The organism is Pseudomonas sp. SORT22 (genome assembly GCF_018417635.1).
In the GTDB taxonomy this organism is placed as follows: Bacteria; Pseudomonadota; Gammaproteobacteria; order Pseudomonadales; family Pseudomonadaceae; genus Aquipseudomonas.
The window spans coordinates 5,560,111-5,586,598 of record NZ_CP071007.1; the positions used below are offsets into that span (position 1 = coordinate 5,560,111).

General features: G+C 62.1%; 21 protein-coding genes and 1 pseudogene. 10 read left to right on the forward strand and 12 right to left on the reverse strand.

Features of this window, described 5'->3' with window-relative positions:
* Nucleotides 1-10: 10 nt before the first annotated feature.
* From JYG36_RS25500 to hutC, 5 genes are all read right to left on the reverse strand, one after another.
* Complete coding sequence (locus tag JYG36_RS25500) at nucleotides 11-1,414, reverse strand: L-histidine transporter HutT (RefSeq protein ID WP_093377005.1); 1,404 nt, start codon at nucleotides 1,412-1,414, stop codon at nucleotides 11-13.
* A 112-nt stretch (nucleotides 1,415-1,526) separates the two neighbouring features.
* The gene (gene hutH, locus JYG36_RS25505; RefSeq protein ID WP_045193891.1) at nucleotides 1,527-3,059 is read right to left on the reverse strand and encodes a histidine ammonia-lyase; all 1,533 of its coding nucleotides are present in this window, start codon (nucleotides 3,057-3,059) and stop codon (nucleotides 1,527-1,529) included.
* Between the two features lie 67 nt (nucleotides 3,060-3,126).
* Nucleotides 3,127-4,806 (reverse strand): urocanate hydratase, encoded by a 1,680-nt coding sequence (gene hutU / locus JYG36_RS25510; protein WP_045193892.1) that lies wholly within the window; start codon nucleotides 4,804-4,806, stop codon nucleotides 3,127-3,129.
* 298 nt (nucleotides 4,807-5,104) lie between these two features.
* Entirely contained in the window at nucleotides 5,105-5,674 is a 570-nt protein-coding gene (locus tag JYG36_RS25515; RefSeq protein WP_093377014.1) for a HutD/Ves family protein, read from the reverse strand.
* Nucleotides 5,671-6,381, reverse strand: coding sequence for a histidine utilization transcriptional repressor HutC (gene hutC, locus JYG36_RS25520; protein ID WP_176794301.1), 711 nt, complete (start codon nucleotides 6,379-6,381; stop codon nucleotides 5,671-5,673). Before hutC ends, JYG36_RS25515 begins: the two co-directional genes overlap by 4 nt.
* A gap of 143 nt (nucleotides 6,382-6,524) precedes the next feature.
* Here hutC and JYG36_RS25525 point away from each other — a divergent pair, with 143 nt between their 5' ends.
* Nucleotides 6,525-7,889, forward strand: a complete 1,365-nt coding sequence (locus JYG36_RS25525) for a formimidoylglutamate deiminase (RefSeq protein WP_213602681.1) — start codon at nucleotides 6,525-6,527, stop codon at nucleotides 7,887-7,889.
* 64 nt (nucleotides 7,890-7,953) lie between these two features.
* On the opposite strand, the gene JYG36_RS25530 is transcribed toward JYG36_RS25525, so the two are convergent.
* On the reverse strand, nucleotides 7,954-8,529 hold the full coding sequence (locus JYG36_RS25530) for a lipocalin family protein (RefSeq protein WP_045193896.1): 576 nt from the start codon (nucleotides 8,527-8,529) through the stop codon (nucleotides 7,954-7,956).
* Complete coding sequence (locus JYG36_RS25535; protein WP_213602683.1) at nucleotides 8,526-8,780, reverse strand: outer membrane protein assembly factor BamE; 255 nt, start codon at nucleotides 8,778-8,780, stop codon at nucleotides 8,526-8,528. Before JYG36_RS25535 ends, JYG36_RS25530 begins: the two co-directional genes overlap by 4 nt.
* Nucleotides 8,781-9,149: 369 nt before the next feature.
* On the opposite strand from JYG36_RS25535, the pseudogene JYG36_RS26950 reads away from it, so the two are divergent.
* Together JYG36_RS26950 and JYG36_RS26955 are read left to right on the forward strand one after the other, a co-directional pair.
* Nucleotides 9,150-10,004, forward strand: a pseudogene (locus JYG36_RS26950) (cache domain-containing protein); the annotation flags it as partial.
* 114 nt (nucleotides 10,005-10,118) lie between these two features.
* Nucleotides 10,119-10,907: a methyl-accepting chemotaxis protein gene (locus tag JYG36_RS26955; protein ID WP_371128662.1), complete on the forward strand. Its 789-nt coding sequence runs from the start codon at nucleotides 10,119-10,121 to the stop codon at nucleotides 10,905-10,907.
* A 98-nt stretch (nucleotides 10,908-11,005) separates the two neighbouring features.
* Here the strand turns inward: JYG36_RS26955 and JYG36_RS25545 are convergent, their stop codons facing one another.
* From JYG36_RS25545 to JYG36_RS25555, 3 genes are all read right to left on the reverse strand, one after another.
* Complete coding sequence (locus JYG36_RS25545) at nucleotides 11,006-11,602, reverse strand: DUF924 family protein (protein WP_045193897.1); 597 nt, start codon at nucleotides 11,600-11,602, stop codon at nucleotides 11,006-11,008.
* Between the two features lie 3 nt (nucleotides 11,603-11,605).
* On the reverse strand, nucleotides 11,606-12,616 hold the full coding sequence (locus JYG36_RS25550) for a class 1 fructose-bisphosphatase (RefSeq protein ID WP_045193898.1): 1,011 nt from the start codon (nucleotides 12,614-12,616) through the stop codon (nucleotides 11,606-11,608).
* Nucleotides 12,617-12,758: 142 nt separating this feature from the next.
* On the reverse strand, nucleotides 12,759-15,209 hold the full coding sequence (locus JYG36_RS25555; RefSeq protein WP_045193899.1) for a glycogen/starch/alpha-glucan phosphorylase: 2,451 nt from the start codon (nucleotides 15,207-15,209) through the stop codon (nucleotides 12,759-12,761).
* 145 nt (nucleotides 15,210-15,354) lie between these two features.
* Between JYG36_RS25555 and JYG36_RS25560 the strand changes: the two genes are divergently transcribed.
* The 3 genes from JYG36_RS25560 (at nucleotide 15,355) to JYG36_RS25570 (ending at nucleotide 17,383) form a co-directional block, all read left to right on the forward strand.
* The gene (locus JYG36_RS25560; RefSeq protein ID WP_176794302.1) at nucleotides 15,355-15,819 is read left to right on the forward strand and encodes a YkgJ family cysteine cluster protein; all 465 of its coding nucleotides are present in this window, start codon (nucleotides 15,355-15,357) and stop codon (nucleotides 15,817-15,819) included.
* A 107-nt stretch (nucleotides 15,820-15,926) separates the two neighbouring features.
* A complete protein-coding gene (locus tag JYG36_RS25565; RefSeq protein WP_213602685.1) occupies nucleotides 15,927-16,178 on the forward strand; it encodes a helix-turn-helix domain-containing protein in 252 nt (83 codons plus the stop codon).
* Nucleotides 16,175-17,383 carry a type II toxin-antitoxin system HipA family toxin gene (locus JYG36_RS25570; protein ID WP_249744382.1) on the forward strand — a complete coding sequence of 403 codons (1,209 nt, stop codon included), beginning with the start codon at nucleotides 16,175-16,177 and terminating at the stop codon, nucleotides 17,381-17,383. The genes JYG36_RS25565 and JYG36_RS25570 overlap by 4 nt, the downstream gene beginning before the upstream one ends.
* Nucleotides 17,384-17,458: 75 nt before the next feature.
* On the opposite strand, the gene typA is transcribed toward JYG36_RS25570, so the two are convergent.
* Both typA and thiI read right to left on the reverse strand, forming a co-directional pair.
* Nucleotides 17,459-19,279 (reverse strand): translational GTPase TypA, encoded by a 1,821-nt coding sequence (gene typA / locus JYG36_RS25575; protein ID WP_045193901.1) that lies wholly within the window; start codon nucleotides 19,277-19,279, stop codon nucleotides 17,459-17,461.
* A gap of 128 nt (nucleotides 19,280-19,407) precedes the next feature.
* Nucleotides 19,408-20,862, reverse strand: coding sequence for a tRNA uracil 4-sulfurtransferase ThiI (gene thiI, locus JYG36_RS25580; protein WP_213602687.1), 1,455 nt, complete (start codon nucleotides 20,860-20,862; stop codon nucleotides 19,408-19,410).
* Between the two features lie 330 nt (nucleotides 20,863-21,192).
* Here thiI and glnA point away from each other — a divergent pair, with 330 nt between their 5' ends.
* From glnA to ntrC, 4 genes are all read left to right on the forward strand, one after another.
* On the forward strand, nucleotides 21,193-22,599 hold the full coding sequence (gene glnA, locus JYG36_RS25585) for a glutamate--ammonia ligase (RefSeq protein ID WP_038997584.1): 1,407 nt from the start codon (nucleotides 21,193-21,195) through the stop codon (nucleotides 22,597-22,599).
* A gap of 144 nt (nucleotides 22,600-22,743) precedes the next feature.
* Nucleotides 22,744-23,631: a chorismate mutase gene (locus tag JYG36_RS26700; RefSeq protein ID WP_213602689.1), complete on the forward strand. Its 888-nt coding sequence runs from the start codon at nucleotides 22,744-22,746 to the stop codon at nucleotides 23,629-23,631.
* A gap of 256 nt (nucleotides 23,632-23,887) precedes the next feature.
* Nucleotides 23,888-24,973: a nitrogen regulation protein NR(II) gene (glnL, locus tag JYG36_RS25595; RefSeq protein ID WP_038997586.1), complete on the forward strand. Its 1,086-nt coding sequence runs from the start codon at nucleotides 23,888-23,890 to the stop codon at nucleotides 24,971-24,973.
* Nucleotides 24,970-26,406: a nitrogen regulation protein NR(I) gene (ntrC, locus tag JYG36_RS25600; RefSeq protein WP_093377053.1), complete on the forward strand. Its 1,437-nt coding sequence runs from the start codon at nucleotides 24,970-24,972 to the stop codon at nucleotides 26,404-26,406. The genes glnL and ntrC overlap by 4 nt, the downstream gene beginning before the upstream one ends.
* The last annotated feature ends 82 nt before the right edge of the window (nucleotides 26,407-26,488 follow it).

Sequence of the window (26,488 nt, forward strand, 5' to 3'; positions counted from 1 at the left end):
GTCTCCTTGATCAGAGTTGAGAGGGTTCCTGCACCAGCGGCTGCTCGGCGGCAACCACCTGCGGCTTGCACCAGAGTTTGTAGGCCACCACCAGGAACAGTACCCAGACCACGCCGACCAGCAGCGCGGCTTGAGTATCAGGGAAGTACCCAAGTACGCCGAAGACAAACAGCATGAAGGCAATCGCCGCCGCCGGGCCATAAGGCCAGAACGGTACCGGGAATTTCAGCTGGGCAACTTCTTCACGGCTCATGCTGCGGCGCATGGCAACCTGGGTTACCAGGATCATCAGCCACACCCAGACGGTCGCGAAGGTGGCGATCGAGGCAATCAGCAGGAATACGTTTTCCGGGATCAGGTAGTTGAGCACCACACCGCCGAGCAACGCTGCGCCCATGACCAGCACGGTCATCCATGGCACGCCATGCCGGGAGATCTTGGCAAAGCCTTTGGGCGCCTGACCTTGCTGGGCCAGGCCATACATCATGCGCCCGGCGCCGAAAATGTCGCTGTTGATCGCCGAGACCGCGGCGGAAATCACCACGATGTTCAGCACGGTCGCCGCCGAGCCAATCCCCAGGTTACTGAAGATCTGCACGAACGGGCTGCCCTGGCTGCCGATCTGCGGCCATGGGTACAGGCACATCAATACGAACAGGGTCAGTACATAGAACAGCAGGATGCGCATCGGCACGGCGTTGATTGCCTTGGGGATAACGCGCTGCGGGTCTTTGGCTTCACCGGCGGTGATGCCGATGATTTCGATGCCGCCAAAGGCAAACATCACCACGGCAAACGAGGCGATCAGGCCACCAATGCCGTTGGGCATGAAGCCGCCATGCTCGAACAGGTTGCTGATGCCCACGGCGTTATCGGCAGCGGCATTGCTCAGGCCGAAGGCCATGATGCCGAAACCGGCGAGGATCATCGCGACGATGGCGCCGACCTTGAGCAGCGACAGCCAGAATTCCATCTCGCCGAACACCTTGACGTTGCACAGGTTCAGGCCGCCGATCAGGAAGACGATGCCCAGCACCCAGATCCAGCGCGCCACTTCCGGAAACCAGAAGCCCATATAGATGCCGAAGGCGGTGACGTCGGCGAGGCAGACGATGATCATTTCAAAGGCATAGGTCCAGCCGAGGATAAACCCCGACATCGGCCCCAGGTAGGTACTGGCGTAGTGGCCGAAGGAACCGGACACCGGGTTGTGCACGGCCATTTCGCCCAGCGCGCGCATGACCATGAAGACCGCTGCACCACCGATCAGGTAGGCCAGCAGTACTGCAGGGCCGGCCATCTGGATGGCCGAGGCGGAGCCGTAGAACAGCCCGGTACCGATCGCCGAGCCCAGCGCCATGAAACGAATGTGTCGCGCGGTCAGCCCGCGCTTGAGTCCTTGAGCTTCTTGCATGTCACGTCCTTATTCTTGTTCTGGTCGTGAGAATGAACGGGCGCGCCAATCCCGGGGCAAGCCCGCCCCCGAAGTGGGAGCGGGCTTGCCCCGCGAAGGGCCCCGGGAGCAATTACAGGCTAGGCAGGACCTTGGCCGGCAGCAGGCCGGTCAGGCGCCCTTCGGCCAGCAGGGCGATGGCCGCCTCGATGTCCGGGGCGAAGAAGCGGTCTTTGTCGTAGTAGGCAACCTTGCTGCGCAGGGTTTGACGCGCCTGTTCCAGCTTCGGCGAGGTCTTCAGGCCTTCGCGCAGGTCCAGGCCCTGGCAGGCAGCCAGCCATTCGATGGCAAGGATACCGCGCACGTTGTCGCTCATTTCCCACAGGCGCTTGCCGGCAGCCGGGGCCATCGACACGTGGTCTTCCTGGTTGGCAGACGTTGGCAGGCTGTCGACGCTGTGCGGGTGCGCCAGGGCCTTGTTCTCGCTGGCCAGGGCCGCGGCGGTAACCTGGGCGATCATGAAGCCGGAGTTGACCCCGCCATTGGCAACCAGGAACGGCGGCAGCTGGGACATGTGCTTGTCCATCATCAGCGAGATGCGGCGCTCGCTCAGCGAACCGATTTCGGCGATGGCCAGGGCCATGTTGTCGGCGGCCATGGCCACCGGCTCCGCGTGGAAGTTACCACCGGAGATCACGTCGCCTTCGGCGGCAAATACCAGCGGGTTGTCGGACACGGCGTTGGCTTCGATCACCAGCACTTCGGCGGCCTGGCGGAACTGGGTCAGGCAGGCGCCCATGACCTGTGGCTGGCAACGCAGCGAGTACGGGTCCTGGACTTTGCCGCAGTTCTCGTGGGAGGCGGAAACTTCGCTGCCATCACCCAGCAGGTCGCGGTAGCACGCGGCTGCATCGATCTGGCCGCGCTGGCCACGGGCTTCGTGGATGCGCGCATCGAACGGCGAACGCGAACCGAGCACGGCTTCGACGGTCAGGCCACCGACCGACATGGCCGCGGCGAACAGGTCTTCACCTTCGAACAGGCCGCGCAGGGCAAAGGCGGTGGATGCCTGAGTGCCATTGAGCAGTGCCAGGCCTTCTTTGGCCGCCAGGGTCAGCGGCTCAAGGCCAGCAACCGCCAGGGCTTCGGTGGCCGACAGCCATTGGCCGTTGTGACGCGCCTTGCCTTCACCCAACAGTACCAGCGACATGTGTGCCAGCGGGGCGAGGTCGCCGGACGCGCCGACCGAACCCTTGAGCGGGATGTGCGGATAGACTTCGGCGTTGATCAGCGCGATCAGGGCGTTGATCACCTTGCGGCGGATGCCGGAGAAACCACGGCTCAGGCTGTTGACCTTGAGCACCATGATCAGACGCACCAGGGCGTCGTCGATCGGTTGGCCGACGCCGGCGGCGTGGGACAGCACCAGCGAACGCTGGAGGTTTTCCAGGTCGTGGCTGGCGATACGGGTCGAGGCCAGCAGGCCGAAACCGGTGTTGATGCCGTAGGCGGTGCGGTTTTCCGCGAGAATCTGCTCGACGCAGGCGACGCTGGCGTCGATCTGCTGGTCAGCGCTGGAATCCAGCTTGAGTTTTACCGGCTGCTGGTAGATCGCACGCAGCTGAGCCAGGGTCAGGGTGCCAGGCTTCAGGGTCAATTCAGTCACGTTAATGCTCCGTACTCGTGAGGCGTAGGCGCCTGCATAGATATCAGTATCAACCATTTAGCGCAGATCAGCGCGTGATCATCGGCAGGTTCAAGCCTTGTTCCTTGGCGCAGTCGATGGCGATCTGATAACCGGCATCGGCGTGACGCATGACACCGGTAGCCGGGTCGTTGGTCAGTACCCGGGCGATCCGCTCGGCAGCTTCGTCGGTACCGTCGCAGACGATGACCATGCCCGAGTGCTGGGAGAAGCCCATGCCTACGCCACCACCGTGGTGCAGGGACACCCAGGTCGCACCGCTGGCGGTGTTGAGCAGGGCGTTGAGCAGCGGCCAGTCGGAGACGGCGTCGGAGCCATCCTGCATCGATTCGGTTTCACGGTTGGGGCTGGATACCGAGCCGGAGTCCAGGTGGTCGCGGCCGATAACGATCGGCGCCGACAACTCGCCGCGGCGGACCATTTCGTTGAACGCCAGGCCCAGCTTGGCGCGCTGGCCCAGACCAACCCAGCAGATACGCGCCGGCAGGCCCTGGAAGCTGATGCGCTCGCGAGCCATGTCCAGCCAGTTGTGCAGGTGGTCGTCGTCCGGGATCAGTTCCTTGACCTTGGCGTCGGTCTTGTAGATGTCTTCGGCATTACCCGACAGCGCCGCCCAGCGGAACGGACCGATACCACGGCAGAACAGCGGACGAATGTAGGCCGGTACGAAGCCCGGGAAGTCGAAGGCATTGGCAACGCCCTCTTCCTTGGCCATTTGACGGATGTTGTTACCGTAGTCGAAAGTCGGCACGCCCTGCTTCTGGAACTCGAGCATGGCTTGAACGTGGACAGCCATCGATTGCTTGGCGGCCTTGACCACCGCAGCCGGTTCGGTCTGCGCACGGTCGCGGTATTGCTCCCAGGTCCAGCCGGCTGGCAGGTAGCCGTTGAGCGGGTCGTGGGCGCTGGTCTGGTCGGTGACCATGTCCGGGCGCACGCCACGCTTGATCAGTTCAGGCAGGATTTCGGCGGCGTTGCCCAGCAGGGCAATGGAGATGGCCTTGCCTTCGGCGGTGTATTTGGCGATGCGCGCCAGGGCGTCGTCCAGGTCCTTGGCTTGCTCATCGACATAACGGCTGCTCAGGCGGAAGTCGATGCGGCTCTGCTGGCATTCGATGTTCAGCGAGCAGGCGCCGGCCAGGGTCGCCGCCAGTGGCTGGGCGCCGCCCATGCCGCCCAGGCCCGCGGTCAGTACCCACTTGCCTTTGAGGCTGCCGTTGTAGTGCTGGCGGCCGGCTTCGACGAAGGTTTCGTAGGTGCCCTGGACGATGCCCTGGCTGCCGATGTAGATCCAGCTGCCGGCGGTCATCTGGCCGTACATGGCCAGGCCCTTGGCATCCAGTTCGTTAAAATGTTCCCAGTTGGCCCAGTGCGGTACCAGGTTGGAGTTGGCGATCAGTACGCGTGGGGCGTTGCTGTGGGTCTTGAACACGCCGACCGGCTTGCCCGACTGCACCAGCAGGGTTTCGTCGTCGTTCAGGTTGGTCAGGCTCTCGACGATCTTGTCGTAGCACTCCCAGTTACGCGCGGCACGGCCAATACCGCCGTACACCACCAGCTCTTTCGGGTTCTCGGCGACTTCCGGGTCGAGGTTGTTCATCAGCATGCGCAACGGTGCTTCAGTCAGCCAGCTTTTGGCGGTCAGCTTGTTGCCGCGCGCTGCGCGGATTTCGACGTCACGGAATTTCTTGAAGTTGTTGTCAGTCACGGAAATGGCTCCTAAGCGATCGGTCCAGAGCAACCCAGGCATTGGGTGGGTCATGGCACTTATACAAACACATCTTTACTTGTATGTACAAGCATAGGCAATTGAAGTGCCAACTCCTGATCAGTGCGCTTTTCCCGGCGCCAACGCAGGTGCTAGAGCCCCGCGATGCGCGGGCTGTGGCGAATTAAAATTTTTTCCAGGAGATGAGCGGTCGAACCAAGGGGATCAGTGGCGTTGCACCACTTTGGGTCAATCGGTAACAGCCTCGGCCGCGCTGAACGGCCGAGGCGTAACACACTCAGCGCGGGCTGAGCTCGATCAGGCAGCAGCGCCCCTGAATGTTCAAGGTCTGCAGGCCCTGACTCGCCTCCAGGTGCAAGCAGTCATAGCGCCCAAGCAGCTGCACACCGCTGTCCAGCGTCACCTCGACCTGGGAAGCCACGGCAAACAGCAGCACGGTCGTGGCCGAACTGAAAAGCCGCTGGCTGCCATCGAGCCACTGCAGGCGCGCGTTGTAGCGCTCGGGAGAATAGATCAGGTTGAAATCGCGAATTGCACCACCGAGCAGCGTGCAACTGACCTGGCTCTGGCCGCTGAAGGCAAAGGCGTCGAACGGCAGCAACGGCCGCGTCGGCTGGCCATCGACCTGCAGGCGCATGCCCTCGCCCTCGAGCACGGTGATGATCCGCTGATACCCGGCAAAGCTGGAAAAGCCACCGGACTCGCTGATATCGGCAATCGACAGGCGCCAGCCGAAGCCGTCCAGGCCGACGCCGGCATCGCGGGCAATCTCTTCGGTGCTGCCGCCGCCGTTCTTCCATGGCATGCGGGGGTAGTCTTTGGCGCGTAATACCTGCAACTGGCTCATTTGCTGAAGCGTCCTTCCAAGCGATGACGGGATCCGGGATGAATCAGACGAGCGGCAGTCACTGGCTGGCGCCCAGACCAGGTGCGGCGGCGGATCAGCAGGCACGGCTCGCCCGGTTCGATTTGCAGCAGGCGGCATTCATCCGGGTCGGCAAGAATCGCCTCGACCACGTGTTCGCCCTCGGTCAAGGGTGCGACCTGGGACAGGTAGGCGTAGGGCGTTTGCCGGGTGAAGTCCTGCTGGAGGTATTCGGGCGCTACCGCAGCATTAACGAAGCGGTCTTCGATCTGCACGGCGACGCCGTTCTCGTAATGCACGATCAGCGAGTGGAACACCCGCTGGCCTTCACGCATGTCCAGGGCCAGGGCGCGCTCGGAACCGGCGGCCTCTTCGGCGAGGATGATCACCTTGCAGCTGTGCTCGTGGCCACGGGCGGCGATCTCGTCGGCAATGTTGTTGACCTCGAACAGCGCCGAACGGCTCTTGGGCTCGGCAACAAAGGTGCCGACGCCCTGCATGCGCACCAGCAAACCTTCGGCGGTGAGCTCGCGCAAGGCGCGGTTGATGGTCATGCGGCTGAAGCCCAACTGGTTGACCAGTTCGCTCTCGGACGGCACCCGGTGATGCGGCGGCCAGCTGCCATTCTGGATCTGCTGGGCGATCATCTGTTTGACCCGGGCATACAGCGGCGCCGGACCCTCGCCCATCTGGGCAACCAGCGCGGAGACAGGAGGTGTCGGCACGGAAGATATCCTTGTTCGGTTGAATGAACGGTAGCTTGCCGGAGTTTACCCAGCAGGCAAACGTCTGTATATGTATATACAAATAATCACAATGAGGTGCCGTGCCGATGTCCGTCTTCTTTGCCGAACGTGCTTTGCTGCCTACAGGCTGGGCCGAAAACGTCCGAATCGAGGTCGGCGCCGACGGCCTGCTGACCCGCATCGAGGCCAACGCCTCGGCCGAAGGCGCCGAGCACCTGGCCGGCCCGCTGCTGCCGGGCATGGCCAACCTGCACTCGCACGCCTTCCAGCGCGCCATGGCCGGGCTTGCGGAAGTGGCCGGCAACCCCAATGACAGCTTCTGGACCTGGCGCGAGCTGATGTATCGCCTGGTCGGCAAGATCAGCCCTGAGCAGCTGCAGGTCATTGCCCGCCAGCTTTACATCGAGATGCTCAAGGCCGGCTATACCTCGGTCGCCGAATTCCACTACGTTCACCACGACACCCAGGGCCAGGCCTACGCCGACCCGGCGGAGCTGTCGCTGCGCATCAGCGCTGCGGCGCGCGCCAGCGGCATCGGCCTGACCCTGTTGCCGGTGCTGTACAGCCACTCCGGCTTTGGCGGGCAAGCACCGAACGAAGGCCAGCGGCGCTTTATCAACAGCACCGAACAGTACCTGAACCTGCAGGCACGCCTGGCACCGCTGCTCGCCGAGCAGCCGGCGCAGGCCCTGGGCCTGTGTTTCCATTCGTTGCGCGCGGTGACTCCGGAGCAGATCGCCGAGGTCATGGCTGCCAGCGACAAGGCCTGTCCGGTGCACATCCATATCGCCGAGCAACAGAAAGAAGTTGACGACTGCCTGGCCTGGAGCGGGCGCCGGCCGTTGCAGTGGCTCTACGAGAACACCGAAGTAAATCAGCGCTGGTGCCTGGTGCACGCCACCCATGCCGAGCCCGACGAAGTCGAGTTGATGGCCCGCAGCGGCGCGGTCGCCGGCTTGTGCCTGACCACCGAGGCGAACCTGGGCGACGGCATCTTCCCGGCCGTGGATTACCTGGCCTGCGGCGGGCGCCTGGGGATTGGTTCGGACAGCCATGTGTCATTGAGCGTGGTAGAGGAATTGCGCTGGCTGGAATATGGCCAGCGTTTGCGTGACCAGCGCCGTAACCGCCTGTACCGCGGCGATCAGCCGATGGTCGGGCGCACCCTGTACGACGCCGCCCTGAGTGGCGGCGCCCAGGCCATGGGCCAGCCGATTGGCGAACTGGCGGTGGGCAAGCGCGCGGACTGGCTGGTGCTCGATGGCAACGACCCGTACCTGGCGACAGCCAGTGAAGACGGCATTCTCAACCGCTGGCTGTTTGCCGGCGGTGACCGTCAGGTGCGCGATGTGATGGTCAACGGCCAGTGGGTCGTGCGCCAGGGTCGCCATGCCCAGGAAGAAGACAGCGCACGGGAATTTGCCGGGGTGCTGCGCAGCCTGTTGGGCTGATTACGCCATCGCGGGGCGAGCCCGCTCCTACACTGTCGGAGTTGGCTTGCCAGCGATTTGGGTATCAAGGCTTGTGCGCCGCCATGTCCTTGTCCGTTACCCGCCAGATCAGCCGCTGGGTGTCGTAGCCTTGCTGGCGCGCCTTGGCCAGCAGGCTTTCGCGCTGCAACGCCGGAATGGTCGGGGTGCGCGAAAGTATCCACAGGTACTTGCGATCCGGATTGCCGACCAGCGCGGTCTGGTACTTGTCGTCGACGTAAAGGATCCAGTAGTTGCCCTTGGCGACCCCAGGCAGCAAGGTCGAGAACCAGTTGTCGAACTCCACCCAGAGCTTGTCTGTCTTGCCCGGCACCTGCGCAGTGGCCGTGCCGCTGGCCTCCTGCCATTCACCTTGCAGGGTCTGACAGCGGTTGAGCACCCCGACATTACCGTCCGGCTTGAGGTTGTAATGAGCCTCGGACTGGGCGCAGTCGCGCTGGAAGAACATCGGCAGCCGCGCCAGTTCATACCACTTGCCCTGGTAGCGCTTGAGGTCGACGCTGCCGGCAGTCTTGGGCTCCAGCGAGCCTGCGCCGGTGCTGGCACAGCCGCCGAGGATCAACCCGGCGCACAGCGCCAGCAGCAGATGCAACCGCTTCATTTGAGGCCCTGCCCGGAATACATCAGCACTTTGTCACCGGCGTACTGGACACTGATAAAGGTCTTCTGGTCGCCCCAGGTGCAGCTGGACATGCCCAGGGCGCCCGAGCAATCGGTCGGCGCGCCGAGCAGTTTTTCGACCTCGGCCTTGGCCATCCCGGACTTGAGCTGTGAATAGTTTTCCTGGTTGATCTTGTTGCACGCAGTGAGGAACACGCACAAGGACAGCAGGGCGAGGGAACGCAACGACATGAAGGGTCACTCCTGGACATGAGGGTGCAGGCGCGGTGGCCTACCGACAGCTTAGAAGGGAAAAAGCTCATCCGGTTCCCGAGCGCCCAGGTTTTGTTGGCGTCAAAGCCCCGCCATTGGTCGACTGGTGAGTTCTGCGATTAATCTTTTGCCCATAACGGACGACACAGGAAGGCGCTGCGACCGATTGCCGCGCCCCACCCGTTGACCCGCCTTGTGCAGACAGACCTCGCAATGACAAAAAACCTGAAGTTCAGCCACAAGATTCTGCTCGCCGCCGCCCTGGTGGTCGCTGTCGCCTTCACCTGTTTCATCCTGTTCAACGATTACCGCCAGCGCCAGACCCTGCGCAGCAACACCGAAGCCTCGATGCAGGAGCTCGGCAGCCTGACCAGCAGCAATATCCAGACCTGGCTGCAAAGCCGCATGCAGCTGCTGCAGTCGCTGTCCCAGCAAGTCGCCATCGATGGCGCCAGCAAGGACAGCCTGACCCGCAGCCTGAGCTTGCCGGTGTACGGCAGCAATTTTTTGCTGACCTACTTCGGTGGCCAGGACGGCTACATGCAGTCGGTGCCGCTGGGCAATCGCGCCGCCGACTACGACCCGCGGGTGCGCGGCTGGTACAAGGCCGCCACCAGCGCCGGCCAGACCATCATTACCGAGCCGTACATTTCAGCGTCGGCCAACAAGCTGGTGATCACCCTGGCCACCCCGGTGCAGCACCAGGGCCGGCTGATCGGCGTCAACGGCGTCGACACCGATCTGGATAGCATCAGCGCGATCATCAACGCGCTGAACTTCGACGGCCACGGCCAGGCCTTCATCGTCAACGGCGCGGGCAAGATCCTCGTCCACCCGAAAGCCGACCTGGTGCTGAAGGACCTCAGCGACGCCTACCCGCAAGACACCCCGCAGGTTGGTAGCGGCCTGAAAGAAGCCGAGCTCAACGGCCACAAGCAGTTCATCACCTTCACCAAGGTCAACGGCGTGGCGTCGGCGGACTGGTACGTGGCGCTGGAGCTCGACCAGGATTTCGCCTTCGCCATGCTCAGCGAACTGCGCACTTCTGCAGTGGTGGCCACGGTGATTGCCGTGCTGATCATCATCGCCCTGCTCGGCGTGCTGATTCGTGTGCTGATGGAGCCGCTGCACGTGATGGGCCGGGCCATGCACGACATCGCCGAAGGCGAAGGCGACCTGACCCGGCGCCTGCGCATTCATGGCCAGGACGAATTCGGTAGCCTCGGCCAATCGTTCAACCGTTTTGTCGAGCGTATTCACGAGTCGATCCGCGAAGTGGCCTCGGCCACCGGCCAGGTCAACGAAGTGGCGCTGCGCGTGGTCAGTGCCTCGAACGCCTCGATCCACAATGCCGACCAGCAGTCGAGCCGCACCAGCAGCGTCGCTGCGGCGATCAACCAGCTCGGCGCCGCTGCCCAGGAAATCGCCCAGAACGCCGCCCTCGCCTCGCAACATTCCAGCGACGCGCGCAACCTGGCAGCGCAGGGCCAGCAGGTGGTCGAGCAGACCATCGAAGTGATGAACCAACTGTCGGCGAAAATCAGCGACTCGTGCGGCAACATCGAGACGCTCAATGCCAACACGGTGAACATCGGCCAGATTCTCGAGGTGATCAGCGGCATTTCCCAGCAGACCAACCTGCTGGCGCTCAACGCCGCCATCGAAGCGGCCCGTGCCGGCGAGGCCGGACGCGGCTTTGCCGTGGTGGCCGACGAAGTCCGCAACCTCGCCCACCGCACCCAGGATTCGGCGCAGCAGGTTCAGCGCATCATCGAAGAGCTGCAGGCTGGTGCTCAGGTGGCGGTCAGCACCATGACCGAAAGCCAGAGCCACAGCCAGCACAGCGTCGGCATCGCCAACCAGGCCGGCGAGCGGCTGGGCAGCGTAACCCTGCGTATCGGCGAGATCGACGGCATGAACCAGTCGGTAGCCACCGCCACCGAAGAGCAGACGGCCGTGGTCGAGTCGATCAATGTCGACATCACCGAAATCAATACGCTGAATCAGGAAGGGGTAGAGAACCTGCAGGCAACCTTGCGCGCCTGCAATGACCTGGAGAATCAGGCCAATCGTTTGAAGCAGCTGGTGGGGAGTTTCAGGATCTGACGTGAAGCTGATCGCGGGGCAAGTCGAGTCGTCGCACCGCCGCTCCCACAGGCAATGCAAATCTCTGTGGGAGCTGGCTTGCCAGCGATGAATTCAACTCAAAACCTCGAGCCTGGCTCCAGCAGAAAATCCATCTCTTCATCGGTACTCGGCCGATTCAGCAACAGATTGCGATGCGGGAAGCGGCCAAAGCGGGCAATCACCCGCTGGTGCTGCTCGGCGTAGTCAAGGAACCCTTCGAACAAGCGCCGATCGGCATCCGGCTGGGCATCGAGCAGCAACTGGTAACGCTCGACGCTGATGTTCTGCCAGTCCAGTACCTCGGCATGCTCCAGCACCAACAGGATGAACACCCGCTGGATCGGCAGCAACTGGTAATCCCAGGCCTTGTCCAGCCCCTGCATCACCAGCACCTGGGCACGTCGGTCGCCATCGAAGGCGCGCGGCGTGTCGCGGTGGATCATGCGCGGCAACTGGTCGAGCAACAACACCAGGCCAAGCCAGCCCTGCGGGCTTTGCAGCCACTCATCGAGGCCGCCGGCCAGCGCTTGCTCGACCAGCTCGCCGAAGCGCTCACGCGCTTCGTCGTCGTGGTGCTTGCCGAACCACAAGGTGCTCTTCTCGTCAGCCACATCCTGGGGGCTGGTGCCCCAGCCAAACCACCACTCCAGCAAAGGCTGCCAAGGTGCGAGCATGATTTACTCCTTGTGATAACCGGTAACGCGCTCGACTTCCTGCTTGGAGCCGAGGAACACTGCCACGCGCTGGTGCAGGCTCTCTGGCTGGATGTCGAGGATGCGCTGGCGACCGTCAGTGGAAGCACCGCCGGCCTGTTCGATGATGAAGGACATCGGGTTGGCTTCGTACATCAGACGCAGCTTGCCCGGCTTGGATGGCTCACGGGCGTCGCGCGGGTACATGAACAGGCCGCCACGGGTCAGGATGCGGTGCACATCGGCAACCATCGAGGCGATCCAGCGCATGTTGTAGTTCTTTTTCAGCGGACCGGTTTCACCGGCCAGCAGCTCGCCCACGTAGCGGGTCACCGGCTCTTCCCAGTGGCGCTGGTTGGACATGTTGATGGCGAATTCGGCGGTGGTTTCCGGCACCTGGATGTTCTCGTGGGTCAGTACGAAACTGCCCAGTTCGCGGTCCAGGGTGAAGCCCTTGACGCCGTTGCCCAGGGTCAGGATCAGCATGGTTTGCGGGCCGTAGATCGCGTAACCGGCGGCAACCTGCTTGGTGCCTGGCTGCAGGAAGGCCTGCTCGTTGAGGCTCTCGTTCTGGCTCAGGTATTCGTTCGGGCAGCGCAGTACCGAGAAGATGGTGCCGACCGAGACGTTGACGTCGATGTTCGACGAACCGTCCAGCGGGTCGAAGACCAGCAGGTAGGCGCCTTTCGGGTATTTGCCCGGGATCTGGTAGGCGTTGTCCATCTCTTCGGAAGCCATGCCGGCCAGGTGACCGCCCCACTCGTTGGCTTCGAGGAGGATGTCGTTGGAGATCACGTCGAGTTTCTTCTGGACTTCGCCCTGCACGTTCTCGGTGCCCATGCTGCCCAGGACACCGCCCAGCGCGCCTTTGGAGACGTTGTGGCTGATTTCCTTGCACGCACGCGCCACCACTTCGATCAGGAAGCGCAGATCGGCAGGGGTACTGTTGCTGCGGGTCTGCTCAATCAAATAGCGACTCAGGGTAACGCGGGACATGTAAGGCTCCGAAGGAAGGGGGTAATAAAAACCCACGCAGTTTACAGGGAGAGTGAAGCGCTAGCGAGCAATCAGACACGCTTGGCCGATCAGACGGCACATCGGCCCGAGAGTTCAGCGCTCCCGGGCCGGCCTTTGCAGCTTAGTCGAGGGCTTTCCAGATATCCGTGGCGTACTCGCGGATGGTCCGGTCCGAAGAGAACCAGCCCATGCGCGCGCTGTTGAGCACTGCCATGCGCCACCACTGCCTGGGCTCGCGCCAGAGCGCTTCGACGCGCAATTGCGCTTCCCAGTAGGCATCGAAATCGGCGCACACCAGGAAGCGGTCATAAGCCACCAGCGAGTCGACCAAACCGACATAACGGGCCGGGTCATCCGGTGAAAACACCCCGCCACGAATGGCCTGGAGCACGTCGTTGAGCCGATGGGAGGCACCGATCGCGGCACTGGCGCCAAAGTCGCCGCTGCGCTTGCGCGCCTCCACCTGCTGGGAGGTCAGGCCGAAGATGAACATGTTCTCGGCCCCGACCTGCTCGCACATTTCGACATTGGCGCCGTCCAGGGTGCCGATGGTCAGCGCGCCATTGAGGCCGAATTTCATGTTGCTGGTGCCCGACGCCTCGTAGCCGGCGGTGGAAATCTGCTCGGACAGATCGGCCGCCGGAATGATGCTCTCGGCCAGGCTGACGTTGTAGTTGGGCAGGAACACCACCTTGAGCAAGCCGCGCACGGTCGGGTCGTTGTTGACCACCTTGGCGATGTCGTTGCTCAGTTTGATGATCAGCTTGGCCTGGTGATAGCTGGCGGCGGCCTTGCCGGCGAAGATCTTCACCCGCGGCGCCCAGCCGCTGCCAGGTTCGGCGCGGATGGCCTGGTACAGGGCCACGGTGTGCAGCAGGTTGAGCAACTGGCGTTTGTACTCATGGATGCGCTTGACCTGCACATCGAACATCGCCTCGGGGTTGAGGGTAATGCCCAGGCGCTCCTGGACCAGGCTGGCCAGGGCCTTTTTGCTGTGCAGGCGCTGGGCGGCGAACTGCTTGCAGAACGACGCCTTGTCGGCAAACGGCTCAAGGTCGCGCAGGCGTCCCTGCGGGTCATCGAGCAGGTCGGCGCCGAGGGCCTCGACCAGCATGCCGGTCAGTTGCGGGTTGGCCTGGAACAGCCAACGACGGAAGGTGATGCCGTTGGTCTTGTTGTTGATTCGCTCGGGGTAGAGCTTGTGCAGTTCGGCAAACACCGTGCTGCGCATCAGCTTTGTGTGCAGCGCCGATACGCCGTTGACACTGTGCGAACCGAGGAACGCCAGGTTGCCCATGCGCACCCGGCGGCCGTTGTCTTCCTCGATCAGCGACACCGCGCGCAGCACGTCGAAATCGTGGATGCCCTTGGCGCGCAGGGCGTCGATATGAAAGGCGTTGATCAGGTAGATGATCTGCATGTGCCGCGGCAGCATGCGCTCCATCAAACCCACCGGCCAGGTTTCCAGGGCTTCGGGCAGCAAAGTATGGTTGGTGTAGGCCAGGGTCTCGACGGTCAGCTGCCAGGCGGTGTCCCAGGGCACTTCGTGCTGGTCGACCAGCAGGCGCATCAGCTCGGCGACCGCGATCGAGGGGTGGGTGTCGTTGAGCTGGATCGCCGCCTGCTGCGGCAGATTGAGCAGGCTGTCATGCATGTTCAGGTGCCGGCGCAGCAGGTCCTGCAGCGAGGCGGAAACAAAGAAGTACTCCTGCCGCAGGCGCAGCTCCTGGCCGGCCTCGGTACTGTCGGCCGGGTACAGCACCCGCGAGATACTTTCGGCGCGCGCCACTTCGGCGACAGCGCCAAGGTGATCGCCGGCATTGAAGCGCTCCAGGTGTAGTTCTTCCAATGCCCGCGCCCGCCACAGGCGCAAGGTGTTGACGCTGGCACCGCGCCAGCCGACCACCGGCGTGTCATAGGCCACCGCACGCACCGTCTCGGCCGGCCACCACACCTGGCGCTGCTGGCCACTGGCGTCGTGCACGGTCTCGACACTGCCACCAAAGCTGATCGGGTAGATCACCTCGGCCCGCTCGAACTCCCAGGGGTTGCCGAAATCCAGCCAGTTCTCGGTCTGCTCCTGCTGCCAGCCATCGACTACCGCCTGGCGGAACAGGCCGTGCTCGTAACGAATGCCGTAACCGTGGGCGGCGATGCCAAGGGTCGACATGCTCTCCATGAAACACGCCGCCAGACGCCCCAGGCCGCCATTACCCAGCGCCGCATCGGGCTCCAGCAGGCGAATGCGCTCAAGGTCGACGTTAAGCCCGTCCAGCGCTTCACGGGCAACATCGAGCAGGCCGAGATTGCTCAGGCTGTCGTACAGCAGACGACCGATCAGGAACTCCAGCGACAGGTAATACACCCGCTTCTGGCTCTTGCGGTAGATCTGCCGGGTATGGTCCATCCAGTGGTCGACCATGTGATCGCGGGCAGCCAGGGCAATGGCTTCGAACCAGTCGTGATCGAAGGCATGCTCCGGGTCCTTGCCGACCGCGTAGGTCAATTTATCCAGCACAGCGGTGCGAAAAGCGGCCACCTCTGCGTCACGAGCGAGTGGTTCCTGAGACATGCGACGTCCTCGGGCAAGTTGACGAATGCGGATGGAGATTTCTCAGCCTAGACCGTTCGACACAGAGGGGAAGCTCTGGTTCGCGACTTTCTTGCGGCCAGCGGCAAACAAACCCGGAATAAAGCGGCAAATGGTTGTTCACAATTTGATCAACTCCGGTATCATCGCGCGCCCACAAGACTCTTCTAGCCTGAGCCCGATGAAACCGACCCTGATTGCCGCCGCCGAAGTCGACCGACTGGAAACCTGGCAGAAGTACCAAAGCCATATGTGCGGAGGCTGCAACTCGACCTGCTGCACCTTGCCGACGGAAGTGAAAATCAAAGACCTGATCCGCATGGGCGTGGTGGATGAGTTCGAGGTGGGCGAGCCGCCGAAGAACATTGCCAAGCGCTTGCAGAAGGACGGGATCATCCAGCGCTTCAACCAGAAGTCGGGGATTTTCACCCTGGCGCAGATGAGCAACGACGATTGCCTGTACCTGGACCGTAAAAGTCGCATGTGCACCATTTACGACAAGCGCCCGGACACCTGCCGCAACCATCCACGGATCGGCCCGCGGCCGGGGTATTGCGCATATATCCCCAAGCCTGCGGTGCGCTCGCGCTAAGCGACGACCACTGATCGGAACGCCCGACCGAAGCGAGCTGGGCGTTTGACGATGACACCATGTTATGTTTACCTGACATTAACCAGCTAATGTTATGGATACGTAACATGCAGACCACGCTAATTTCCCAGCGCATCGGGCACAGCATCGGGCAGATGAGAAAACGCCGCGGCCTGACCAAAGTGCAACTGGCGGAACGTATCGGCATCACTCGGCAGAAGCTCAGTGAGATCGAGCAGGGCTCAAGCACCGTCGCTATCTCGTTTTACAGCAGAGCATTGAATGCCCTCGGCTGCGACGTCGAGGTCGTGGCAAAGTCCCTGCCGACCCTGGATGAGCTTGAGGACGTGTTCCGGTGAGCGCGGCAGACGAGCTGCTGGTGTCAACGCCTCAAGGCGTCAGCGGCAAGATTTACCAGCAGCCAAACGGCGACTACGTCTTTCGCTATAGCGACTCATCCTCGGCCTCGATTGCGGTGAGCATGACCATGCCCCCTCGCCGCGACGACTTCGTATCCAGGGACCTTCATCCGATTTTCCAGATGAACCTGCCCGAAGGCTATGTACTGGAGCAACTGCGCAATCGCCTGGCCAAGGTAGCAACCGTCAACCCGATGCTGCTGCTGGCGATCTCCGGCAGCAACTCGCCTATCGGCCGCGTATTCGTCACCGCACCAGAAGTGCAGCGCCTGATCGAGCAGCAAGACAACCCGGGCAAAGGCGAACGCCTAAGCGAGATTCTTGCCTGGGACGGTACCGAGGATATTTTCAATGAACTGGTCCAGCGCTACATCTTGCGCTCCGGTATTTCTGGCGTGCAGCCCAAAGTGCTGGTGCCGGAACTGGCCGAAGCCCCTTACAAGGCGACCGCCACCACCGCTGACCTGATTGTAAAAAGCGGCAAGGGTGAATTCCCCCACCTGGCGATCAACGAGTACCTGTGCATGTCGATTGCCAGCGCAGCCGGAATAACCACACCAGAGTTCTACTTGTCCAAGGACAAGCGCATGTTCGTCATGCGCCGCTTCGACCGTGATGCACAGCTGAATCCGCTTGGCTTCGAAGACATGGCGGTGTTGATGGGCCTGGGTACTGCTGGCAAATACAGTAAAAGCTACGAGCACATCGCCAAAGCCATAGAGGTGTTTACCGCACCGATGGAACAGCTGGAGAACCTTCAGGCGCTGTTCGACATGGTCGCCTTGAGTTGCATCGTCGGCAACGGCGATGCGCACCTGAAGAACTTCGGCCTGCTGTACAGCACGCCTTACGCCAATGATGCCGTGCTCGCGCCGGCTTATGACATCGTCAATACCACCGCCTACCTTCCGCGAGACACACTGGCGCTGGACCTCAATGGGCAGAAGTCGCTTTTTGCCTCACGCCTGACCATTCTCGACTTCGCCAAACGCTGCCGTGTCAGTGACCCCAAAAGCCGCATCCAGGCAATCCTGCAAGCCGTCGAAGGCACACTGCTGCATCATCAGGAGCTGACGGAACAAGCACCGGACATAGCTGCTGCCATCCGCGCCAGCGCCGCGCCGTTCGAACAGTCCTTCGGCTGATTCACACTTTCCGCGCACAAAAAAACGCCCCCGGCCTTGCGACCGGGGGCGTTTTCATTCAGCCGGAACTAAGACTCAGTTCTTGGCTTTCTTGGCAGCGCGGGTACGCTCGCCTTCGTCGAGGATCTTCTTGCGCAGACGGATCGACTTAGGGGTCACTTCGCACAGCTCGTCGTCCTGGATGAATTCCAGAGCCTGTTCCAGGGTGAAGCGAACAGGTGGAACCAGGGCGATGGTTTCGTCTTTACCCGAAGCACGCATGTTGTCGAGCTTCTTGCCCTTGGTAGGGTTGACGCCCAGGTCGTTGTCACGGCTGTTCAGACCAACGATCTGACCGTTGTAGATCTCCTGGCCGTGCTCGACGAACAGCTTGCCGCGCGCCTGCAGGGTTTCCAGGGAGTAGGTCAGGGCCTTGCCGGTTTCAACCGAAACCAGTACGCCGTTCTGACGGCCGGACATGTGGCCGGACTTCATCGGAGCGTAACGGTCGAAGATCGAGGTCAGGATGCCTGCACCGTTGGTCAGGGTCAGGAACTGGTTACGGAAACCGATCAGACCACGGGCTGGAATGTTGTATTCCAGGCGTACACGGCCCTTGCCATCCGGAACCATGTTGGTCAGGTCGCCTTTACGCAGACCCATTTCTTCCATGACCTTGCCCTGGGAGTCTTCAGGGATGTCGATGGTGACGTTTTCGAACGGCTCGTGCTTGGCACCGTCGACTTCACGGATGATCACTTCCGGACGACCAACACCCATTTCGAAGCCTTCGCGACGCATGGTTTCGATCAGAACCGAGAGGTGCAGCTCACCACGGCCGGAGACCTTGAACTTGTCAGCCGAGTCGCCTTCTTCAACGCGCAGTGCAACGTTGTACAGCAGCTCTTTGTCCAGACGTTCCTTGATGTTGCGGGAAGTCACGAACTTGCCTTCTTTACCGCAGAACGGCGAGTCGTTGACCTGGAAGGTCATCGAAACGGTTGGCTCGTCAACGGTCAGCGGCTTCATCGCTTCAACTGCGTCCGGGGAGCACAGGGTGTCGGAGATGAACAGCTCGTCGAAACCGCTGATGCAGACGATGTCGCCAGCCTGGGCTTCTTCGACGTCAACGCGGTGCAGGCCGTGGTGACCCATCAGCTTGAGGATACGACCGTTGCGCTTCTTGCCATCGACGTCGATAGCCACCACCGGGGTGTTCGGCTTGACGCGACCGCGAGCGATACGGCCAACACCGATAACACCGAGGAAGCTGTTGTAGTCCAGTGCCGAGATCTGCATCTGGAACGGGCCGTCACGGTCAACAGCAGGGGCCGGTACGTTGTCGACGATCGACTGGTACAGCGGGGTCATGTCTTCGGCCATTTCGGTGTGGTCCAGACCGGCAATGCCGTTCAGGGCCGAGGCGTAGACGACTTTGAAGTCCAGCTGTTCGTCGGTGGCACCGAGGTTGTCGAACAGATCGAAGATCTGGTCCAGAACCCAGTCAGGACGCGCGCCCGGACGGTCGACCTTGTTGATCACCACGATTGGACGCAGGCCGGCTTCGAAAGCCTTCTTGGTCACGAAACGGGTTTGCGGCATAGGGCCGTCTTGAGCGTCGACCAGCAGCAGTACGGAGTCGACCATCGACATTACACGTTCAACCTCGCCACCGAAGTCGGCGTGGCCGGGGGTGTCGACGATGTTGATGTGGTAGCCGTTCCAGTTGATGGCGGTGTTTTTCGCCAGAATGGTAATACCGCGCTCTTTTTCCTGGTCGTTGGAGTCCATGACGCGCTCGTCGTTGAGCTCGTTACGCTCCAGAGTGCCGGACTGACGCAGGAGTTTGTCGACCAGGGTGGTTTTACCATGGTCAACGTGGGCGATGATGGCGATGTTACGCAGATTTTCGATCACGTGTGTATCTCGATCAGAGGATTCGGGTTGCCGCCCAGTCTAGGCGGCGAATATGAATGAATGGCGCTCAAACGGCCCGGTGGTCGGGAGGGCGATGGCGGATGCTCCCGCCATATAGCCCCGGCGTCTTATGTCGGACGATAAACGCGCACATTGGCATGTCCCTCACTGAGCAGATGATGGGCATGCAGGCGACTCATTACTCCCTTGTCGCAATACAGCAGGTACTGGCGCGTGGCATCCAGCTCCTTGAAGCGACTGTTCAGGGCGTAGAACGGCAAGGCCTGGACCTCGATGCCGTCCAGTTCCAGGGGCTGGTCTTCCTGGGCATCAGGGTGGCGAATGTCGATCACCACCTGCCCGGCCAGCGCCTGGCTGACTTCTTCGATCTGGATATCCTGGCTGAGTTCATCGATCACGTGGTCGATGGAGATCAGCCGAGCGCGCTCCAGGGCACGCTCGAGCACCGCCATGTCGAACTGCTTCTCTTCATGCTCGAGGCGATGACGCTTGGCGCAAGTGGTCGGGTTCACCGAAATCACGCCGCAGTATTCAGGCATGTGCTTGGCGAACTCGGCGGTGCCGATCTGCTGGGCCTGGTCGATGATGTCCTGCTTGTGGCTGGCCAGCAGCGGGCGCAGCACCAGCTTCTCGGTGGCCGAGTCGATCACCGCAAGGTTCGGCAGGGTCTGGCTCGAGACCTGGGAGATGGCTTCACCGGTCACCAGGGCGTCGATCTGCAGGCGGTCGGCGATGTTGGTCGCCGCGCGCAGCATCATGCGCTTGAGGGTCACGCCCATGTAGCTGTTGTCGACCTTGCCGAGGATCTCGCCGACCACTTCTTCGAACGGCACGCTGACGAACAGCACGCGCTGGCTGCTGCCGTACTTTTTCCACAGGAAGTGGGCGACTTCCATCACCCCCAGCTCGTGGGCGCGGCCGCCAAGGTTGAAGAAGCAGAAGTGGGTCATCAGGCCGCGACGCATCATCTGGTAGGCGGCGACGGTGGAGTCGAAACCACCGGACATCAGCACCAGGGTCTGCTCCAGCGCGCCCAGCGGGTAACCGCCGATGCCTTTGTGCTGGTTGTGGATGACGTACAGGCGCTTGTCGCGCACCTCGATGCGCACCTCGACTTCAGGCGTGCGCAGGTCGATACCGGCGGCGCCGCACTGCTGGCGCAGCTGGCTGCCGACGTAGCGGTCGACGTCCATCGAGGTGAAATCGTGGTGACCGCCGCGCTTGCAGCGTACGGCGAAGCGCTTGCCCGCCAGCAGGTGACCGAAGTGCTGCTTGCACTTGGCGACGATGTCGTCGAAATCACCCAGCGGGTATTCGTCGACCTGCAGGAAATGGGCAATGCCCGGCGTGCACCTCAGACGCTCGGTCATCTCGCGCAGGACCTTCTCGTCCTCGATGTGAGTGATCACTTCGAGGTTATCCCAGACACCGTTAACCGCGAGCGCAGGATCGAGGTCCTTGAGCACGTTGCGGATGTTGCGGGCCAGTTGACGGATGAAGCGCTTGCGAACCGGCCGGCTCTTGATGGTGATCTCTGGGAAGACTTTTACGATTAGTTTCATGAAAAACAGCGCGCGAGGTGCCGACTAAAAAAGTGGGGCGCGGATTATAGCGGAAATTGCTCAAGCTTTGAGCAACTTTTGTACAGAAGGTTTTTCTCGCACCGTTATGGTGCATCATGGCTGTTTAGCGCATCGTAAGGGTGCAGAAAAAACCGCTGATTTCAGCGAATCGGGCGAAAACGCTTGGGTTTGGGGCAAAAATCCCAACTCGGGGCACTGGCATGCAATTTGCTCCCTTGTGAGGCAGGTTGCCTTGGCCGACTATTCGCGCCCGGCATCACCCAAATTAAAGGGCTGCACAGGCAAGCTCTACCCCACCCGGAGGACACTATGTCGAAGTCGGTTCAACTCATCAAAGATCATGACGTTAAATGGATTGATCTGCGCTTCACTGACACCAAAGGCACTCAGCACCACGTGACCATGCCAGCTCGTGATGCGCTGGATGAAGATTTCTTCGAAGCCGGCAAGATGTTCGACGGTTCCTCCATCGCTGGCTGGAAAGGCATCGAAGCCTCCGACATGATCCTGATGCCGGACGACTCCTCCGCCGTGCTCGACCCGTTCACCGAAGAGCCGACCCTGATCCTGGTCTGCGACATCATCGAACCTTCGACCATGCAAGGCTACGACCGCGACCCACGCGCCATCGCCCGCCGCGCCGAAGAGTACCTGAAGACCACCGGTATCGGTGACACCGTGTTCGTCGGCCCAGAGCCTGAGTTCTTCATCTTCGACGAAGTGAAGTTCAAGTCCGACATCTCCGGCTCGATGTTCAAGATCTACTCCGAGCAAGGCTCGTGGATGTCCGACCAGGACGTCGAAGGCGGCAACAAAGGCCACCGTCCAGGCGTCAAAGGCGGCTACTTCCCGGTACCACCGTTCGACCACGACCACGAAATCCGTACTGCCATGTGCAACGCCATGGAAGAAATGGGCCTGGTCATCGAAGTCCACCACCACGAAGTGGCAACTGCCGGCCAGAACGAAATCGGCGTGCAGTTCAACACCCTGGTGAAGAAGGCTGACGAAGTTCAGACCCTCAAATACTGCGTGCACAACGTTGCCGACGCCTACGGCCGCACCGCTACCTTCATGCCTAAGCCACTGTACGGCGACAACGGCTCGGGTATGCACGTGCACATGTCCATCTCCAAAGATGGCAAGAACACCTTCTCCGGCGAAGGCTATGCCGGCCTGTCCGACACCGCCCTGTACTTCATCGGCGGTATCATCAAGCACGGTAAGGCCCTGAACGGCTTCACCAACCCGGCTACCAACTCCTACAAGCGTCTGGTACCAGGCTTCGAAGCACCGGTCATGCTGGCCTACTCGGCGCGCAACCGTTCCGCCTCGATCCGCATCCCGTACGTTTCCAGCCCGAAAGCCCGCCGCATCGAAGCGCGCTTCCCGGACCCGGCTGCCAACCCGTACCTGTGCTTCGCAGCACTGATGATGGCCGGCCTGGACGGTATCCAGAACAAGATCCACCCAGGCGATGCCGCCGACAAGAACCTGTACGACCTGCCGCCTGAAGAGGCGAAAGAGATCCCACAGGTTTGCGGCAGCCTGAAAGAAGCCCTGGAAGAGCTGGACAAAGGCCGTGCGTTCCTGACCAAGGGCGGCGTGTTCTCCGACGACTTCATCGATGCCTACATCGCGCTGAAAAGCGAAGAAGAAATCAAGGTCCGCACCTTCGTACACCCACTGGAATACGAGCTGTACTACAGCTGCTAAGCCAGTGACGCTCGCGCAAGCGGCGTAGCTTGAAAAAAGGCCTCCTTCGGGAGGCCTTTTTCATACATATTCTTCAGATGTTCCCGATAGGTCAGCCTCCTGACCTCGACCATGCTGGCTCAGCAATCCACGCCCGAGCCCATCATGACCCGCACCCCGATCACACTCACCCTGCTTGCCTTGCTGACAGGCTGCAGTACCCCGCCAGCACCGCTCGAATCACAGGTGCTGCTACGCACCAACACCGCCTGGGACGGCAGCCCCTACCCGCGCTACCCCGACGGGCCAGCGGAACTGACCCTGGTTAAAATCCACATTCCGCCTGAAACAACCCTCGACTGGCACAGCCATCCGCTGCCCAACGCCGGCTACCTGCTTGCAGGTGAACTGCTGGTGGAAACCCGCGACAGCAACAAACAGGTAAGCATCAAGGCCGGAGACGCCCTCGCCGAGATCGTCGATGGCGTGCATCGCGGGCGTACAGGCGCGCAAGCGGCCGAACTGATTGTTTTTTATGCCGGCAGCCAGGGTGTGCCGCTTTCCCAGCCTGCGCCAGCCACCACACCACTCGCCGCCTTGCTCGACAGCATCGATCAGCGCCTGCACATCGCCCACGCGGTTGCCCTGAACAAATGGGACTCAGAGCAGGCTGTAGAAGCCCCCGAACGCGAGCAGCAGGTGATTGCCAATGCCCAGTCCCAGGCCCTGCGCTTTGGTGTCGACGGGCAACGGGCAGCGCTGTTCTTCGCCGATCAGATCGAAGCCAACAAGCTGCTGCAGTACAGCGCGCTGTCGCGCTGGCATGCCGTCGGCAGCGCACCGCAAACCCCGCGGGTCGATCTGGGCAGCCAACTGCGCCCGCAGCTGGATCGCCTGCAGCGCACCCTGCTCAGCCAGTTGGCCGAGTTTGATCGCAACCGCCCGGCCCATTGCCCGGCAACCCTTGCCCAGGCCATCGCGCAACGAGCCCGAGACCCGCAGCAATCCTTGGCGCTGATCCGCGCCACCACGCATTTGTGCTCGCCGCAGTAATCCTTCCTCTATGCTCTATATTGGTGCACGCATCTGCCTGCACCTGAGCAACTCAGCCCATTTTGGTTCACAAGAAGCGTGATCTCAGGACTTTGTAGGCATTTTTCGCGCAAATACAGGTCTTAATCCGGAAATTCCGCTTCTTTTCGGAGCCTTGGTTTGCTTTTTGCATTTTCTTTGTACCAGCGGATTACCAGCGACCGCGACTTGGGCCCAGGCCGAGGTTGTATGAGCCAAAAGAGGTCAACGACGCCCCATGACCATCAGCGATGCACTGCACCGACTGCTACTGGACAACCTGACCACCGCCACCATCCTGCTCGATGCCGAACTGCGCCTTGAGTACATGAACCCGGCAGCGGAGATGCTCCTGGCCATCAGCGGCCAGCGCAGCCATGGTCAGTTCATCAGCGAGCTGTTCACCGAATCGCCCGAGGCGCTGAACTCCCTGCGCCAGGCGGTAGAGCACGCGCACCCCTTTACCAAACGTGAAGCCCAGCTGACCTCGCTGACCGGCCAGACCCAGACCGTCGACTACGCGGTAACGCCGATCCTCAGCAAGGGCGCGACCCTGCTGCTGCTCGAAGTGCACCCGCGTGACCGCCTGCTGCGCATCACCAAGGAAGAGGCCCAGCTGTCCAAGCAGGAAACCACCAAGATGCTGGTGCGCGGCCTGGCCCACGAGATCAAGAACCCGCTCGGTGGCATTCGCGGCGCCGCCCAGCTGCTGGCCCGCGAGCTGCCGGAGGAGGGCCTGAAGGATTACACCAATGTGATCATTGAAGAGGCCGACCGCCTGCGCAACCTGGTCGACCGCATGCTCGGCTCGAACAAGCTGCCGTCGCTGGCCCTGACCAACATCCATGAGGTGCTGGAGCGGGTCTGCAGCCTGGTCGAGGCCGAAAGCCAGGGCGGCATCACCCTGGTGCGCGATTACGACCCGAGCCTGCCGGACGTGCTGATCGACCGCGAACAGATGATCCAGGCGGTGCTCAACATCGTGCGCAACGCCATGCAGGCCATCAGCGGCCAGAACGAGCTGCGCCTGGGCCGCATCAGCCTGCGCACCCGGGCCATGCGCCAGTTCACCATCGGCCACACCCGTCACCGCCTGGTGGCCCGAATCGAGATCATCGACAACGGCCCGGGCATCCCTGCCGAGCTGCAGGAAACCATCTTCTACCCCATGGTCAGCGGCCGCCCGGACGGGACCGGGCTGGGCCTGGCCATTACCCAGAACATCATCAGCCAGCACCAGGGCCTGATCGAATGTGACAGTCACCCTGGCCACACCACCTTCTCGATCTTCCTGCCGCTGGAACAAGGAGCCACCGCCTCATGAGCCGAAGTGAAACTGTCTGGATCGTCGATGATGATCGTTCCATCCGCTGGGTGTTGGAAAAGGCCCTGCAACAGGAAGGCATGACCACCCAGAGCTTCGACAGCGCCGACGGGGTCATGAGCCGCCTGGCCCGGCAACAGCCCGACGTGATCATTTCCGACATCCGCATGCCCGGCGCCAGCGGCCTGGACTTGCTCGCGCAGATCCGCGAGCAGCACCCGCGCCTGCCGGTGATCATCATGACCGCCCATTCCGACCTCGACAGCGCGGTGGCGTCCTATCAGGGCGGCGCCTTCGAATACCTGCCCAAGCCATTCGATGTCGACGAGGCGGTATCGCTGGTCAAGCGCGCCAACCAGCACGCCCAGGAGCAACAGGGCCTGGACGTCGCCCCGAGCCTGACCCGCACCCCGGAGATCATCGGCGAAGCACCGGCAATGCAGGAGGTGTTCCGCGCCATCGGCCGCCTGAGCCATTCCAACATCACCGTGCTGATCAACGGCGAGTCCGGTACCGGTAAAGAACTGGTCGCCCACGCCCTGCACCGCCACAGCCCACGGGCGGCGTCGCCGTTCATCGCCTTGAACATGGCGGCGATCCCCAAGGACCTGATGGAATCGGAACTGTTCGGCCACGAGAAAGGCGCCTTCACCGGCGCTGCCAACCTGCGCCGCGGACGCTTCGAGCAGGCCGATGGCGGCACGCTGTTCCTCGACGAGATCGGCGACATGCCGGCCGATACCCAGACCCGCCTGCTGCGGGTGCTGGCCGATGGTGAGTTCTACCGGGTAGGCGGCCATGTGCCGGTCAAGGTTGATGTGCGAATCATCGCCGCCACCCACCAGAACCTGGAAACCCTGGTGCAGGCCGGCAAATTCCGCGAAGACCTGTTCCACCGCCTGAACGTGATCCGCATCCACATCCCGCGCCTGGCCGATCGTCGCGAAGACATCCCGACCCTGGCCCGCCACTTCCTCGGCCGCGCCGCCCAGGAACTGGCGGTGGAGCCGAAATTGCTCAAGGCCGAAACCGAGGAGTTCATCCGCAACCTGCCGTGGCCGGGCAACGTGCGCCAGCTGGAAAACACCTGCCGCTGGATCACGGTGATGGCCTCCGGACGCGAAGTGCATATCGGCGACCTGCCACCCGAGCTGCTTAACCTGCCGCAAGATTCAGCGCCGGTGACCAACTGGGAACAGGCCCTGCGCCAGTGGGCAGACCAGGCCTTGGCCCGCGGCCAATCGAGCCTGCTCGACAGCGCCGTGCCGAGTTTTGAGCGGATCATGATCGAGACCGCCCTCAAGCACACCGCCGGCCGCCGCCGCGATGCCGCAGTGCTGCTGGGCTGGGGCCGCAACACCCTGACGCGCAAGATCAAGGAGTTGGGGATGAAGGTCGATGGCGGTGACGAGGACGGCGACGACGAGGCCTGAGCGGTAACCTGATCGCGGGGCAAGCCCGCTCCTACCAATTGGTGTGGGAGCGGCGGTGCGGCGATCCGACTTGCCCCGCGAT

Excerpts from the sequence above, each read along its gene's own strand:
- glnA (WP_038997584.1), top strand. The coding sequence starts at position 21,193 with ATGTCGAAGTCGGTTCAACTCATCAAAGATCATGACGTTAAATGGATT.
- JYG36_RS25525 (WP_213602681.1), top strand. The coding sequence starts at position 6,525 with ATGTCCGTCTTCTTTGCCGAACGTGCTTTGCTGCCTACAGGCTGGGCC.
- ntrC (WP_093377053.1), top strand. The coding sequence starts at position 24,970 with ATGAGCCGAAGTGAAACTGTCTGGATCGTCGATGATGATCGTTCCATC.
- JYG36_RS26700 (WP_213602689.1), top strand. The coding sequence starts at position 22,744 with ATGACCCGCACCCCGATCACACTCACCCTGCTTGCCTTGCTGACAGGC.
- JYG36_RS25555 (WP_045193899.1), bottom strand. The coding sequence starts at position 15,209 with ATGTCTCAGGAACCACTCGCTCGTGACGCAGAGGTGGCCGCTTTTCGC.
- thiI (WP_213602687.1), bottom strand. The coding sequence starts at position 20,862 with ATGAAACTAATCGTAAAAGTCTTCCCAGAGATCACCATCAAGAGCCGG.
- JYG36_RS25565 (WP_213602685.1), top strand. The coding sequence starts at position 15,927 with ATGCAGACCACGCTAATTTCCCAGCGCATCGGGCACAGCATCGGGCAG.
- hutC (WP_176794301.1), bottom strand. The coding sequence starts at position 6,381 with ATGGGCGAGGGTCCGGCGCCGCTGTATGCCCGGGTCAAACAGATGATC.
- JYG36_RS25530 (WP_045193896.1), bottom strand. The coding sequence starts at position 8,529 with ATGAAGCGGTTGCATCTGCTGCTGGCGCTGTGCGCCGGGTTGATCCTC.
- JYG36_RS25535 (WP_213602683.1), bottom strand. The coding sequence starts at position 8,780 with ATGTCGTTGCGTTCCCTCGCCCTGCTGTCCTTGTGCGTGTTCCTCACT.
- JYG36_RS25550 (WP_045193898.1), bottom strand. The coding sequence starts at position 12,616 with ATGTCCCGCGTTACCCTGAGTCGCTATTTGATTGAGCAGACCCGCAGC.
- JYG36_RS25500 (WP_093377005.1), bottom strand. The coding sequence starts at position 1,414 with ATGCAAGAAGCTCAAGGACTCAAGCGCGGGCTGACCGCGCGACACATT.
- glnL (WP_038997586.1), top strand. The coding sequence starts at position 23,888 with ATGACCATCAGCGATGCACTGCACCGACTGCTACTGGACAACCTGACC.
- JYG36_RS25545 (WP_045193897.1), bottom strand. The coding sequence starts at position 11,602 with ATGCTCGCACCTTGGCAGCCTTTGCTGGAGTGGTGGTTTGGCTGGGGC.
- JYG36_RS25515 (WP_093377014.1), bottom strand. The coding sequence starts at position 5,674 with ATGAGCCAGTTGCAGGTATTACGCGCCAAAGACTACCCCCGCATGCCA.